At 71.4% G+C, this 13,126-nt stretch carries 14 protein-coding genes; 6 read left to right on the top strand and 8 right to left on the bottom strand.

Features of this window, described 5'->3' with window-relative positions; genetic code table 11:
• Positions 1-2: 2 nt before the first annotated feature.
• Positions 3-125 carry a DUF397 domain-containing protein gene (locus ACWD12_RS36240; protein WP_358363962.1) on the bottom strand — a complete coding sequence of 41 codons (123 nt, stop codon included), beginning with the start codon at positions 123-125 and terminating at the stop codon, positions 3-5.
• Between the two features lie 206 nt (positions 126-331).
• Between ACWD12_RS36240 and ACWD12_RS36235 the strand changes: the two genes are divergently transcribed.
• The gene (locus tag ACWD12_RS36235; RefSeq protein WP_450103146.1) at positions 332-1,111 is read left to right on the top strand and encodes an SDR family oxidoreductase; all 780 of its coding nucleotides are present in this window, start codon (positions 332-334) and stop codon (positions 1,109-1,111) included.
• A gap of 120 nt (positions 1,112-1,231) precedes the next feature.
• Here the strand turns inward: ACWD12_RS36235 and ACWD12_RS36230 are convergent, their stop codons facing one another.
• The 4 genes from ACWD12_RS36230 to ACWD12_RS36215 form a co-directional block, all read right to left on the bottom strand.
• Positions 1,232-1,585, bottom strand: coding sequence for a UBP-type zinc finger domain-containing protein (locus ACWD12_RS36230; RefSeq protein WP_450103145.1), 354 nt, complete (start codon positions 1,583-1,585; stop codon positions 1,232-1,234).
• Positions 1,582-3,123: an ATP-binding protein gene (locus tag ACWD12_RS36225; protein WP_450103144.1), complete on the bottom strand. Its 1,542-nt coding sequence runs from the start codon at positions 3,121-3,123 to the stop codon at positions 1,582-1,584. Before ACWD12_RS36225 ends, ACWD12_RS36230 begins: the two co-directional genes overlap by 4 nt.
• Positions 3,124-3,139: 16 nt before the next feature.
• Positions 3,140-4,816, bottom strand: coding sequence for an FAD-dependent oxidoreductase (locus tag ACWD12_RS36220; protein WP_450103143.1), 1,677 nt, complete (start codon positions 4,814-4,816; stop codon positions 3,140-3,142).
• 176 nt (positions 4,817-4,992) lie between these two features.
• The gene (locus ACWD12_RS36215) at positions 4,993-5,367 is read right to left on the bottom strand and encodes a DoxX family protein (protein ID WP_450103142.1); all 375 of its coding nucleotides are present in this window, start codon (positions 5,365-5,367) and stop codon (positions 4,993-4,995) included.
• A gap of 230 nt (positions 5,368-5,597) precedes the next feature.
• On the opposite strand from ACWD12_RS36215, the gene ACWD12_RS36210 reads away from it, so the two are divergent.
• Positions 5,598-6,077 carry a nuclear transport factor 2 family protein gene (locus tag ACWD12_RS36210; RefSeq protein WP_450103141.1) on the top strand — a complete coding sequence of 160 codons (480 nt, stop codon included), beginning with the start codon at positions 5,598-5,600 and terminating at the stop codon, positions 6,075-6,077.
• 272 nt (positions 6,078-6,349) lie between these two features.
• On the top strand, positions 6,350-8,800 hold the full coding sequence (locus ACWD12_RS36205; protein ID WP_450103140.1) for a hypothetical protein: 2,451 nt from the start codon (positions 6,350-6,352) through the stop codon (positions 8,798-8,800).
• A gap of 97 nt (positions 8,801-8,897) precedes the next feature.
• On the opposite strand, the gene ACWD12_RS36200 is transcribed toward ACWD12_RS36205, so the two are convergent.
• Positions 8,898-10,292: a cryptochrome/photolyase family protein gene (locus ACWD12_RS36200; RefSeq protein ID WP_450103139.1), complete on the bottom strand. Its 1,395-nt coding sequence runs from the start codon at positions 10,290-10,292 to the stop codon at positions 8,898-8,900.
• An 84-nt stretch (positions 10,293-10,376) separates the two neighbouring features.
• Between ACWD12_RS36200 and ACWD12_RS36195 the strand changes: the two genes are divergently transcribed.
• Positions 10,377-10,907: a MarR family winged helix-turn-helix transcriptional regulator gene (locus ACWD12_RS36195; RefSeq protein WP_450103138.1), complete on the top strand. Its 531-nt coding sequence runs from the start codon at positions 10,377-10,379 to the stop codon at positions 10,905-10,907.
• Positions 10,908-11,045: 138 nt separating this feature from the next.
• On the opposite strand, the gene ACWD12_RS36190 is transcribed toward ACWD12_RS36195, so the two are convergent.
• Positions 11,046-11,609: an LppU/SCO3897 family protein gene (locus ACWD12_RS36190; RefSeq protein ID WP_358364839.1), complete on the bottom strand. Its 564-nt coding sequence runs from the start codon at positions 11,607-11,609 to the stop codon at positions 11,046-11,048.
• 415 nt (positions 11,610-12,024) lie between these two features.
• On the opposite strand from ACWD12_RS36190, the gene ACWD12_RS36185 reads away from it, so the two are divergent.
• Entirely contained in the window at positions 12,025-12,498 is a 474-nt protein-coding gene (locus ACWD12_RS36185) for a hypothetical protein (protein WP_450103137.1), read from the top strand.
• A gap of 230 nt (positions 12,499-12,728) precedes the next feature.
• On the opposite strand, the gene ACWD12_RS36180 is transcribed toward ACWD12_RS36185, so the two are convergent.
• Complete coding sequence (locus ACWD12_RS36180) at positions 12,729-12,872, bottom strand: DUF6401 family natural product biosynthesis protein (protein WP_450103136.1); 144 nt, start codon at positions 12,870-12,872, stop codon at positions 12,729-12,731.
• A gap of 63 nt (positions 12,873-12,935) precedes the next feature.
• Here ACWD12_RS36180 and ACWD12_RS36175 point away from each other — a divergent pair, with 63 nt between their 5' ends.
• Complete coding sequence (locus ACWD12_RS36175) at positions 12,936-13,115, top strand: hypothetical protein (protein WP_358364832.1); 180 nt, start codon at positions 12,936-12,938, stop codon at positions 13,113-13,115.
• Positions 13,116-13,126: the final 11 nt, after the last annotated feature.

The following is a 13,126-nucleotide window of genomic DNA, read 5'->3' as shown; positions in this document are numbered from 1 at the left end:
CTTCAAGTCGCAGATGCGTGCTCTGCTGTCGCTGCGACGAAGCGAGTCCACCGATCTGCCGGCACTCGCAGCGCCGACCGCTCGCGGGAGGCCTTCGAGTCACGCACCGCGGCGTCGGAGGCCACCGAAACGCGGAGCTGCGGGACGGGGGCGCTGTGTGGGGGCGGGCGGACCGTGGTGGTGCTGGCGAAGAGCTTTTGGATTTGTTCCTCGTGCACCTGTCACATCGTGTTCTCGGGCTCCGTCAGTGCTGTGTAGGCAGAGCGAAGCGCAGAACACGAGACGAGGGCCCGGGCACACGGGTCCGGAACGCAGACAGGCGGGGATCAAGATGCAGCAGTCCACGAAGAAGATCGCGGTCGCCGGGGCCACCGGGCGTCTGGGCAGCCACGTCGTACGGATCCTCACCGAGCACGGCCACGAGGTCGTCGCGATCTCCCGCTCGGCGGGCGTCGACATCGTCACCGGTGAGGGCCTCGCGGACGCGCTGGCCGGGGTCGACATCGTCATCGACACCGCGAGCACCCCCTCGCCCGTGGAGCAGGACGCCGTCGACTTCTTCACGGCCTCGGCGGCCAACCTCCACGAGGCGGGCGGGAAGGCCGGGGTCGAGCGGATCGTGTCGGTGTCCATCATCGGGATCGACGCGTCGACCGGCGGCTACAACCTGGCCAAGGTCGTCCACGAGAAGGCCCTGCTCGCCGGCCCGCTGCCGGTCCAGATCCTGCGTGCGGCGCAGTTCCACGAGTTCGTCGAGCTGCTGGTGAGCTGGGGCCGCCAGGGCGACACCGCGTACGTGCCGCAGATGCGCACCCAGTTGGTCGCCTGCTCGGCCGTCGCGCAGGCCCTCGTCGACCTGGCCGAGGGTCCGGCGCCCGAGGCGGGTGCCGCGGCGGCGCCGTTCCCGGAGATCGCCGGGCCGCGCGAGGAGAACCTCGCCGCGGTGGCGAAGCTGGTCTTCGCGCGGCGCGGCGAGACCGTCGAGGTGATCGAGGTCAGCTCCCCCGACACTCCCGACCGCGAGCTGCTGGAGAGCGGCGCCTTGCTCCCGGGCGCGGACGCGAAGCTCGCCGGCCCGGCGTTCGCGGACTGGCTGGCCGCCTCCTCCTGACCCGGCCGGGTCGCGCGGTCGGGGACCGCGCGGCCGTCGGCTACGTGGCCCGCACCCGTGCGGCCCCCGGCCGCGCGGCGCATGCCGCGCGGTCAGGATGCCGACGGGCCGGCACTCGCGTCAGCGGCGCAGGGTGTCGGCCCAGTTCGCGGGTACGCGCCCGGCCGGGCCGGGCGCCGGCTGGTCCTCCGGGTGGCTCTCCGGCGGCGCCAGATCGGGCCCCGACTCGTACATCTCGGACGTCTCGTAGTTCCAGAACCAGGCCTCGCCCGGCTCGAAGCTGCGGACGACCGGGTGCCCCGTCGCCTTGAAGTGCGCGGTGGCGTGCTTGGCGGGCGAGGAGTCGCAGCAGCCGACGTGCCCGCACTGGGCGCAGCGGCGCAGGTGGAACCACCAGCCGCCGGTGGCGTCGCACTCACTGCATCCGGTGCCGCTCGGTTCGGCGGTGGGGTCGACTCCGGCGGGCGATGTCATGGCGACTCCTCGGGTGTCTCGCGGGTCCCGGTCTCAGGCCCGGTCTCGGTCTCCGCCCCGGGCGCGGGCCCGGTCTCGGGCCCCGTCTCGGACCCTGACTCCGTCTCGGTCCCGGTGTCCGGTGCGGTCAGCGGCAGACGTACCTGGAACGTCGTGTCGCCAGGTGCGGATACCACGTGCAGGCTCCCGTGATGCTTGTTGACCACGATCCGCCACGAGATCGCGAGCCCGAGCCCCGTGCCCTCGCCGACCGGCTTGGTGGTGAAGAAGGGGTCGTAGATGCGCTCCCGGATCTCCGGGTCGATCCCCGGCCCCGTGTCGTGGAACTCGACGAGGAGCTGGTCGCGGTCGTGGGTGGTGCGCACGGTCAGCGTGCCCTCGCCGTCCATCGCCGCGACGGCGTTGTCGATGAGGTTGGTCCACACCTGGTTCAACTCGCCCGGGTACGCCGGGACCCGCGGCAGCGACCGGTCGTAGTCCTTCTCGACGCGGATGCCGGAGCCGATCTTCCTGCCGAGCATCGTCAGCGTGCTGTCCAGGAGTTCGTGGACGTCGGCGTCCTGGGACGGCGCGCGGTCGAGCTGCGAGTACTGCTTCGCCGCGTCGACGAGCTGCGAGATGCGGGTCGTCGAGTCCTCGATCTCCGCCATCAGCAGCTCGGTCTCGACGGTGTAGTTGAGCCACCGAATCGCGCCTTCGAGGATCTGCTCGTCCACCGCTGCCGCGACGTTCTCCAGCCAGTCGACGTCGAGTCCGGCCTGTACGAACGTCGGTGCGATGTTCCAGCCTTCGGCGATGCCGTGGTCGTCGAGCCAGTCGGTGAGGGCGTCCTCGCGGTCGCTGGCCTCGATCGGGCTGAGCGGCGTCGCCTTGGAGACCTGTTCGGCGGTGCGCTCCTGGATCTCGACCAGCGTCGCCAGCGTCTCGCGCTTGTACGGTCCGGACGCGATGGCCTTCAGCTTGTGCCGCATCCCGGCGACGCGCTCGCGCAGGGCCGAGGTCGCGCGTACGGCCGCCGCGGCGGGGTTGTTCAGCTCGTGCGTGAGCCCCGCCGACAACGAGCCGAGGGCGAGCAGCCGTTCGCGCTGGCCGACGACCTGCTGTGTGCTCTGGTTGCCGAAGAAGAGCCCCTCCAGCAGGTGCACGGCCATCGGGAACCAGTCGCGCATGACCGCGGCGAAGGTCTCGGCGGGCAGGATGAAGAGGCGTGACTGCTCGGGCACCCGGCACGAACCCTGGTAGTGCGCCCGGGTGGGGTCGGTGGCGTACGCCTGGAAGGCCCCGGCGTACGCCCCGCGGTCCGAACTGCGGGTGACCTCCAGGTCGTCGGCGCCGACCCGGCGCGAGAGCACGAGGGTGCCTTCGAGCAGGACGTAGAAGCATGTCGCCGGCTCGCCCTCGCGGTAGAGGTAGCCGGGCTCGAACCGCTCCACGCGCCCTTCGGCGCACAGTCGGGCCAGTTGCTCGTCGGTCAGCTTCTCGAAGAGGAACAGGGTGCTGAGCTCTTCGACTTCACAAGGCATCGGCACGCCGGTCACGACAGTTCCTCCCCGTTCACGACTGCTCCAGGTAGCGGTGGACGAGCATCACGGCCATGGCTCCCTCTCCGACGGCGGAGGCGACACGCTTGGCGGACTCGGAGCGCGCGTCGCCCGCCACGAACACGCCGGGCACGTTGGTCTCCAAGTGGTACGGCGGACGGTCCAGTTCCCAACCGCTGGGCTCCTGACCGCCGATGGTCAGGTCCGGGCCGGCCACGATGAACCCGCGCGGGTCACGGGTCACCGTCCCCTCCAGCCAGTCGGTGAGCGGGGCGGCGCCGATGAACACGAACATCCACTGCGCGTCCACGAGTTCGGTCTGCCCGGTGGCCACGTCGCGCAGCGTGAGCTGTTCGAGGTGGTCCGAGCCGTGGGCCGCCTCGACGACGGTTCCGGTGCGCACGCTGATGTTGGGCGCCTGCTCGATCTGCTGGATCAGGTAGTGCGACATCGACGCGGAGAGCGAGGGCCCGCGTACGAGCAGGGTCACCGACTTGGCGCCGCGCGCGAGGTACATCGCGGCCTGCCCGGCGGAGTTGGCGCCGCCGACGATGTAGACGTCCTCGCCCGAGCAGGCGGCGGCCTCGGTCAGCGCGGAGCCGTAGTAGACGCCGCACCCCGTCAGCGGCGCCAGCCCCGGCACCTCCAGCTGGCGGTACGACACGCCGGTCGCCAGGATCACGCTGTGCCCCGAGATGACGGACCCGTCCGCGAAGCGCACGCCGCGCGACGAACCGGTCACCTCCAGCCCGGTGACCTCGCGCGCGGTCAGGATCTCCGCACCGAACTTGGTGGCCTGCCGCCGCGCCCGGTCGGTGAGCTGGGCGCCCGACACGCCGTCCGGGAAGCCGAGGTAGTTCTCGATCCGGGAGCTCTGCCCGGCCTGCCCGCCGGTGGCCGAGCGCTCCACCAGGACGGTCCGCAGCCCCTCCGACGCCCCGTACACCGCCGCACCGAGCCCGGCCGGGCCGCCGCCGATGACGATCAGGTCGTAGAAGTCCTCGGTCGGCATGGTGGCCAGCCCCACCTGCGCGGCGAGGTCGGGTTCCGCGGGCTCCACCAGCGTGGTGCCGTCCGGGGTGATCACCAGCGGCAGGCGCTCGCTGTCCGCCTGGGCGGCGGTCAGCAGCCGCTGCCCCTCGGGCTCGTCGCAGGAGTACCAGCGGTACGGCACCTGGTTGCGCGCGAGGAACTCGCGTACCGCCGACGACTGCGCCGACCAGCGGTGGCCGACGACCTTGGTGGTCGGCACCTGCTTGTGGTCGGAGGCTCGCCACGCCGCGAGCAGGTCGTCGAGGACCGGGTACAGCTTCTCCTCGGGCGGGTCCCAGGGTTTGAGCAGGTAGTGGTCGAGGTCGACCACGTTGATCGCGTCGATGGCGGCGTTGGTGTCGGCGTACGCGGTGAGCAGCACGCGTCGCGCGCTCGGGTAGATGTCGACCGCCTGCTCGAGGAACTCGATGCCGTTCATCTGCGGCATGCGGTAGTCGGCCAGGATGACCGCCACCAGGTCGCCGCGCAGCTTGAGCTCGCGCAGCGCGTCCAGGGCCGTCGCGGCCGATTCGGCGCGCACGATCCGGTACATCCCGCCGTACCGCCGCCGCAGGTCGCGGGCAACAGCACGGGAAACGCCCGGATCGTCGTCCACGGTCAGAATCACTGTCTGCCGTGAGCCTGCTGTCTCTGCCACGCCTCTCCCACCCGAATTGCTCGATAGTCGCTCGATCCGACGTCGCCCGGCACCGAGAGTCACCGGCACACCCCCAACGCCCACTCATCGTATTGGCGCACGTTCGATCATGCAGTTCCGTGGGCGTACCGCTTGTTTGCCGGTCGCGCACCGGCCGGGGGCGGGGTCCCGGGAGGCTACTTCCCGGCTGCCCGGGCGACGTTACGGGCCCACAGGACCAAGGGGATCTGGAGGGGCACGCGGGCGATGGCCGCGGCCCGCAAGGTCGCGGGGCGGCGGCGCCAGTTGTACGCCATCTGGACGTTGGCGGGCGTGACGGCGACGAAGAACCCGGCGGCGGCGTAGGCGCTCATCCGGCGGGTCCTCGGCACCGCGATACCGACGGCGAGCGCCAGTTCGACGGCTCCGCTGACCTGGGTCCAGGTACGCGGCTTCCCCGGCAGCTGCCGCGGGATGACCGCGTCGAACTGGGACGGGGCGGCGGCATGGGCGACGGCGGCACCGGCGAGCAGTCCGGCGAGCAGGCGGGCGGATCGTTCATTGCTGGGCACGCGGCGGCCTCCGGGGCCTCGGGTCAACTGGGTCAACTGCGGCAACTAGGGCAACTGGGGAAGCCGGAGTAGCCGCCCACGGACAGTCACACTATTTGATGGCAAGTCAATAGCACCCTGCCCGTGCCGCCCGGCCCCGGCACACCCCACTGTCCCTGGATGTCGCAGGAGTCCTCTGATACCACCGGAACACCCGTCCCGGGATCGCCACCGTCCAGGAGGTACCACGCATGGGCCGCTTCACCCGCGAGGAACTGCAAGGCGCTCTCTCCCACTACAACTCGGTCGTCGCCACATGCGTCGAGTCGGGCGACTGGACCGCGTTCGCGGACCTGTTCACCGAGGACGTCGTCTACACCGAGCACGCGTACGGCGTGTTCACCGGCCGCGAGGCCGTCCGGTCGTGGATCAAGGAGGTCATGGCGCCGTTTCCGACGATGCGCTTCCCGCAGGACTGGGTCGCGTACGACGAGGAGAACGGCGCCATCGTGCTCGGCCTGCGCAACGTGCTGCCGCATCCCACGGACGCGGGGGTCGAGTTCGGGTTCGCGAACTGGACCCGGCTGGTGTACGCGGGAGACGGCCTCTTCTCGTCCGAGGAGGACTGCTACAACCCGGCCCGTGACGCGCCCGCGGCGATAGGCGGCTGGCTGGAGGCCGGCGGCAAGCCCGCCAAGGAGATCGTCACCCACGACGAGCGCGCCCTGTGACGGCACCCCCTCGGCTCGGTGAGCCTCGCCCCCGCGCAATCGGGTGAGCCTCGCCCCCGCGCAGTCGCCGAGATCCGCGGACTCCGCCCCGAGTCGGGGCGGAGTCCGCGGATCTCGGCACGTTGCCCGTGAACTGGGGTCGGCGGATCTCGGCGCGTTTGGCCGGTGAACTGTGGCAGAGACGACTGGTAGAACGGGCCGGGCAAGCTTCGGGGAGGCGCTTCGGCGGTGTCCCCGACGGCACACGGACTGCACGGGAGCGGGACAGAACTTTGACGGACAAGCTCAGGGCCACGCGTGACACGGCGGACAAGCAGCTGGAGTTCCTTGCGGCGAAGGTCGTCGGGCGCAGACTCACCCGAGGCACGCGCGAAGAACTCGGCTGGCTCGCCGAACTGTTGCGGGCCGAAGGACGCGAGTGCGAGCCGATCCAGTTCGCGACCGTGCAACGCCCGCACTCCGGCCATCTCCCGGTGCGGGAACTGGACTTCGACCTGATCGACGCCGCGTTGCACGCCGGGGTGCCGTTCGCCCCGCCCCCGCCCGGAACGGTGGTCAGTCTGCGGGCCTGGGCGGACCGGGCGCAGCGCGGCGGCCTCGTCACCCTCGCCGCGGATCCGCGGTTTCGCCCGCTGTTGCGCGAGGCGATCTTCTATCGGCCGGGTGAGCTCTTGGCCTTGGGCCGGCCCGGGAGCGTGCTCAGCGACCACGACGGTCTGGCCGATGCGGTGCTGGGCGCACCCGGACTGCTCGGCGTCGTCCAGGAGGCCGTCGTGTCGTGGGCGGAAGGGGTACGCGCCGGCAGCCTGCCGATCCTGCACGAGGCCGTGTACTTCCTGGACGTGCTGGGACCGGCCCGACTGGCCGAGGCGTGCCCGGAACTCCGTTCCACCGTGGCCGAGTTGCTCACCGCGGACATCGCCGAGGCCGTCGCGACGACGTGGCGTGGCGGGCTCGTCGACGAGTTGGGCGACCCCGCTCTCGACCGGTTCGGCTCCTTCTGGTCCAACGACGATGCCTTCCGCATGGAACCCGAGGACGGGGCGGACGAGGACTCGTTCGTGGTCGCGAACAGCGGACGCGCCACGGTCTTCGGTCCGCGTGGCGTGGTCGCCGGGCCGCTGTACCTCCGGTTCCCCGCGGAGCCGGGGTCGTCCACCACATCGGATCGTTTCCGGTACGCGCACGGGCAGTTCACGGCATCGGCTCCCCCGGCCGACGATGTGTCGCCCACTGTGCTGCTGCCGGGCGCGACGGCTCCGGCGATGCTGCGGCGCGGCCACGACGGCTGGTGGGAACTGCGCGACACGAAGGACGTGGTGGTGGGCCGCTGGTACCAGGGGGCGTCCCGGCCGACCCGTGCGGCGGGTACCCACGGCGTCGGGCGCCGACGGCACCGCTGGGCGGCCGGCAGCACGCTCGTTCCTCCGCCGCAGGTCTGGGGACGGCTGGTCCCGCGGGACGCGGCGGGCTCTCGGCTGCTCCGCGGAGCGGACGCCGCCCTGGCCGCTCGTGCCCTGGACTCGGTCGACGACCGACTCGCGGATCTGATCACCGGAATCGGACGCCGTATCCCGGTCGGGGACCATTCGCACGAGGTCGACGACTGCTTCGACGGACTGCGCGCGGTGTTGGAGCCGCTGTTCCCGGGCGTGGTGTCGGACGGTCTCCTCGACGGCATCGCCGGGACGGTCTGGTCGGCGGTGGAATGCCGGGTGCTGAGTGCGCGTCACATCGGGCCGCCGGCGTCCGGGAGCGACGGTGACGCCCCCGGCGGCGCGGCCCTGCGCCTGCGCGACGACCCGTCTCCCTACCCGATCACGGACGCGGGCGACCTGCGGGCGCGCATCTTCACCGAGATGCAGGAGATGTTCTTCCGGCTGAGTCGGGTGGCCGACAAGTGTGCGGACCCGGAGGTCGCCACACCGCCGTTGACCGTGCGGCTGGCGAACGCCCGCGGGTGGGAGAGCTCACTGGGTCGCCTGGGCTGCCGCGCGCTGCGGACCGCGCTCTCCCCGACGGCGCCGAATCAGCGCAGCAGGGAACTGGAGGCCGACCATGTGCGTGCGTGGGGCGGACCGGCGCTGTGCGACCCGGCGGGGCGCTGGCGAACCTTGTCGCTGCGCCTGGACGTGGGCACCGTTCCCCGCGAAGGGGAGGTCTGCCGGACGAAGCGCGGCTGTCTGATCGCGCTGCAGCGACCGCACGGGAGCCAGTCGGTCATCGCCGCGATCGAGTACGCGGCGGACGGCGTCTTCGATGAACGGCCGTTCGGTGTGGTCGAGTCGCAGCGCGTGTGCGCGGGTTGGGGCGGCGCCGACCGCGTCGCGGCGTTCCTGCGCCTGCTCGACGCCCGGGGGTCCGCGCCGTGGCCCGGGGCGTCGATCCGGGCATTCGGCGAGGCCACCGGCCTGTCCGTCGAGGAGGCGTCCCTCCTGGCGGTCGGCTTCGATCCCTACGACGCGTACTTGATCGGCCGTGGGGCGCACGGCATGCCGGGGCCTCTCGTCGAACGGAGCGGCCTGAGCGAGGAGCGCCTGAAGGAGGCGGGCAGGTTCCTCGCCCGGCACGCGACCGTCAACCAGCGCCTGGAGGTCCCCGAGTTGTTGATGCCGGACGATCCGGCGGACGTGTGGGCCGACCGGCTGAACGCCGAGCGGGCGGCGGAATGGTGGAACGCGAACGTGCGGACGCCCGCGGACGGGACGGCACCGAGCACATGACGGCCTGACCGCCTGACCGCCTGACCACCTGGCGGCCGCAGTCGCCACGGGCCGCGGCCGTTGCTGCGCTCGCTGCCTTCCGGACCAGGCGCGCCCATCAACTGCCTTCGCGCATCGCGGAGTAGCGGGCCAACGCGACCTCGCGCTCCTCGGCGTGGTCGACGATCCGTTCCGGATAGCCGGTCGGCAGGCCGTCCTTGAGCTTCCACGGCTCGTGGACGGCCGCCCCCGGGATACCGCGCAACTCCGGGACGTACTTGCGCACGTAGTCGCCGTCCGGGTCGAACTTGCGGCCCTGGGTGACCGGATTGAAAACGCGGAAGTACGGCGCCGCGTCCGTACCGCAGCCCGCGACCCACTGCCAGCCGTGGCTGTTGGACGCGAAGTCGCCGTCCGCGAGCCGGTGCATGAAGTGCCGGGCGCCGCGCGTCCATTCCTGGTGCAGGTCCTTGACGAGGAACGACGCGACGACCATGCGGACGCGGTTGTGCATCCACCCCTCGGCAAGGAGCTGCCGCATCCCGGCGTCCACGAACGGGTATCCGGTGCGGCCTTCCCGCCAGGCGTCGAACTCCTCCTCGGCGTCCGCGCCTTGGTCGTAGGGCATGGTCTTGAACCGCGTGTCGAGGTAGTCGCGCCCGCTCTCCGGCCGGTGCCACAGCACATCGGCGTAGAACTCCCGCCAGGCGAGCTCGGACCGGAACTTCGCGGCCCCGGCCGCAGGGCCGTCGGTCTCGGCGAGGATCGTCCGCGGATGGATCTCGCCGAATTTGAGGTGCACGGAGAGGCGGGACGACCCCGGCAGATCGGCGCGGTCGCGCAACTCCGCATAGTCGGCGAGGCCGTTGTCGCGGAATGCGGCCCAGTGGTCGTACGCGGCCTCCGCCCCCGCCGGCGGCAACTGCGGTACGCCGGAGTCTGGTTCCTCCGGCAGCCCACCACTGGACGCCGACGCCCACGCGACCCCCTCGGGGACCGGCAGCGGGTCCCGCCGGCCGTGGTCGGTCCAGGCGCGCAGGAACGGCGTGAACACCCGGTAGGGCGTACCGTCGCCCTTGGTCACGCGCCCGGGAGCGACGGCGTAGGGCGAGCCGGTGCGGACGAACGGGACTTCGCCGAGGGCCCGTTGCACCGCATCGTCACGCGTCCGGCCGTACGGCCCGAAGTCGGCGGCGGCGTGGACCTGTTCGGCCCGCGCCTCGGCGGCCAGGCGGGGCAGCTCGGCGGACGGGTCGCCGTACCGCACGACCAGGCCCCCGCTGCCCTGGCCGCGCAGTGCTTCGTCGAGGGCGCGCAGCGACCGGGCGAGGTACGCGCGCCGTGCCGGGCCCGCAGGTTTCCACAGCACCGGGTCGACGACGAAGACGGGCAGCACGGGCCCGCTGCCGTGGTCGCCGGTCCCCGGGGCTCCGGTGCCGGCGGCGGCGTGCAGAGCGGGGTTGTCCGCGAGCCGGAGGTCACGGCGGAACCAGAGGAGGCGTACGGCGGCCATCCGGCGACGCTAGCTTGACTTCAAGTTCACTTCAACTTCTACGTTGATCGTGTCACCCGGATCCACCGAAGGGGGCACCTCGCGATGACCGTGAAGGACTACCCGACAGAAGAACTGGCCCGCCAGCCGATCGGTTACTGGGCGGGCGTGGCCCACCAGGCCGTGGTTGCGTACACGAAGAGGACTCTGGAGAAGGAACAATTGACCCAGCCGCAGTGGTGGGTCGTGAATCTGGTGGGCGAGTCGCCCGGCACCTGGACCCGCGACACGATCGCCGAGCAGCTGTCGCTCTTCGCCGACCCGGGTCTGTCCTTTACTCCCCTGTACGCGCAGTTGTTCTCGCGAGGCTGGCTCGACGAGTCCGCCGACGGCACGCTGCACCTCACAGAAGAGGGCACCACCGGCCTCGCCCGCACCCACACCCGCGTCGTGCGGGCCAACGCACGCATCCACGAGGGAATCACGGAAGAGGAGTTCCTCGGCGCGCTGGCGGTCCTCCGCCGGATGATCGACAACACGGGCGGCGACAGCGACGTGCCGTGGTGGGCGTCGGACCTGGAACTGGTGGGTCGGGCGTCCCCGTACCTGATGGGGCTCCACGAGCGGGACCTGTAGTCCCGAATGTCCGGCCGGCTCGACCGGCGTCGGCACCGGCGCGCAGGAAGCGCACGTGCCGCCGCCTAGAGCGTCGACCAGGCCCGCCGGGTGAGCCGCCGCAGGTCACGGTCGAACTCACCCGGCCGGCCCGACCTTTCACCCAGCTTCCCCCGCCGGGTCGCGTTGCCCGCCGGTGGCGGCCAGCAGGCGTGTCTTCAGTTCGTCGAAGTCGGCACTGTTGAACTCGTACGGCATGGTCCCGATCGACTCGTAGTCCTGGTACGTCGTGAACGGTGTCACCGTCAGGCACAGCACCTCGCCGTCCGACGACCGCCACTCCATGCCCGTCTCGTAACCCTTGTCCGCCGGGAGTTCACGGCACGGAGTGGAACCGGACGAGACCTCGAACCGCGCCGTGACCCGCCAACGGGCCTCCGGGGACAGGCAGTCCACCGAACTCGGCAGGCGCCCGCCGACGAGCGAGCCCTCGAACGCGGCCAGGCACAGTCCCTCCTGCCCGCTCTGCGCGTCGACGTCGTCGAGCGGCATCGCGAACCGGTAGACCGGGTAGGCCGCGACCGCGGCGACCGCGACGGCCCACAGGGCGACCCAGCCGAGCCCGGAGCGCTTGCGCGACGGGGACCGGTGTCCATGACCGTGCGGGCGGTCGGGCGGCTGGGGGCTTTCGGCGTACGGACTTCCCTGAACCGGAATCGCCATGCGCGGCACCATATACAGCCGACCCCCACCAAGGGAATGGTCCAGACCAAATTGGTATGGACCTCTTTGTGCACGGTGTCCAGCGAACCGCCAGAGGCTCCCTTCGCATCGCGGCCGCAGCCGTATCGGGTACGGGCCGCACCTGCCGATCGGTAGGTACCGCTTGACGAACTCATCAGCCAGATCAGCCAGTTGCGCACGCACCCAGCTAATTGACCGACCGGGTCCCCAATGCCGCGTCCAACTGACCGAAGTACGTGGCGGTCGGGCACGGGATGGGTTCGAGGTGTGGGTATGGGGCCTGGCTCCGGGGGCGGCCCTCGGGGTACGGCGACACGGGCCGTCACGGTGCCGCTTGGACGGGTTTGTCCTGGTGATCATGGAAAGGTAGGCAGCCCCGAAGGGAGACATCTCGATGCTCAAGGCAGGTCTGGCCATCGCCGCTTCCGCGGTTGCGGTCGTGGCGATCGGTGCGGTCGTCGCGGCTCCGCTGGCGGAGCGCCGGCTGAACGGACGGCACGAGCAGGAGTCGACGTACCGCACCGGGCGCGACGCGAAGGCCGGCCACGCCTCGGTGCCCGAGTGGCTGCCCGACGACGCGACCGGCGTGCGCTACAAGATGCGGACCACGGGTGGCGACCGGCTGCTGGTGGCGAACCTCAAGGCGGGCCGCCCGCCGGTGGGGTGCGTACCGGCGGACGAACACGTACGGCCCGAGCTGACGGCCGGGTGGTTCCCGAAGGGCGTCATGCACAAGGCGAACCTGAAGTGCGGGATGTACTCGGGGTACGCCGACGGGAACAAGTTCGTCGCGTGGCAGCGGGACGGCGGCCGACGAAATGCCGACCCGTCGGGCCCCTCGAAGCCGTCGATCCGGGCGGACCGCTGACCTGACAGCGGGCCTGCCTGCCCGTCGGGCATCGGAGCGGCGGGGCCGCCGGGGCGGGCCACGGCACTCCGATGCCCGCGCGACCTGCCCGCACCCCCGTGGCGGGCCGACTGCGCAGGCCCACAATAGAACAGGTTCTACGTTCAGGAAACCGTTCGGTTACCGGTCCCTCGGCACGCCTCCCGCGCGTCCGCCCCCGCCCGGCCGGGCCGGGACGGTGGATCCGCTGGTCAGCGGCCCAGCAGGTGGTTCTCGCGGATGAGCCGGCAGATCGCGGTGAGGCGCAGCACGGCGAAGTCGTAGCCGACGGGTTCGCGCCAATTGGACTCTGCGACAACGTCCGTAAACCTCAGGGCGTAGTCGGCCAGGTCCATAAAACGACGGTATCCCCGCGTGCCACTCCGGTCCGGGAGGACACCGATGCGATCATCGGGGCCATGAGCGACGACCAGTGGTACTACTGCATCAAGCACAGCACCGTGGAGCAGGGAGCCGGCTGCCGTGCGAACGACCGGCTCGGCCCGTACCCGACCCGCGAAGCGGCGGCACATGCACTCGAGTCCGCGTCGCAGCGGACGCGCGAGGAAGACCGCAAGGACGAGGACTGGGACAACTGAGGACCGGGACG

It is taken from the genome of Streptodolium elevatio, assembly GCF_053592165.1.
This window is presented reverse-complemented; position numbering and strand designations above follow the sequence as displayed.

Coding starts and splice junctions, on each gene's coding strand:
- ACWD12_RS36235 (WP_450103146.1), top strand. CDS start 332: ATGCAGCAGTCCACGAAGAAGATCGCGGTCGCCGGGGCCACCGGGCGT.
- ACWD12_RS36230 (WP_450103145.1), bottom strand. CDS start 1,585: ATGACATCGCCCGCCGGAGTCGACCCCACCGCCGAACCGAGCGGCACC.
- ACWD12_RS36210 (WP_450103141.1), top strand. CDS start 5,598: ATGGGCCGCTTCACCCGCGAGGAACTGCAAGGCGCTCTCTCCCACTAC.
- ACWD12_RS36200 (WP_450103139.1), bottom strand. CDS start 10,292: ATGGCCGCCGTACGCCTCCTCTGGTTCCGCCGTGACCTCCGGCTCGCG.
- ACWD12_RS36195 (WP_450103138.1), top strand. CDS start 10,377: ATGACCGTGAAGGACTACCCGACAGAAGAACTGGCCCGCCAGCCGATC.
- ACWD12_RS36190 (WP_358364839.1), bottom strand. CDS start 11,609: ATGGCGATTCCGGTTCAGGGAAGTCCGTACGCCGAAAGCCCCCAGCCG.
- ACWD12_RS36185 (WP_450103137.1), top strand. CDS start 12,025: ATGCTCAAGGCAGGTCTGGCCATCGCCGCTTCCGCGGTTGCGGTCGTG.
- ACWD12_RS36180 (WP_450103136.1), bottom strand. CDS start 12,872: ATGGACCTGGCCGACTACGCCCTGAGGTTTACGGACGTTGTCGCAGAG.
- ACWD12_RS36175 (WP_358364832.1), top strand. CDS start 12,936: ATGAGCGACGACCAGTGGTACTACTGCATCAAGCACAGCACCGTGGAG.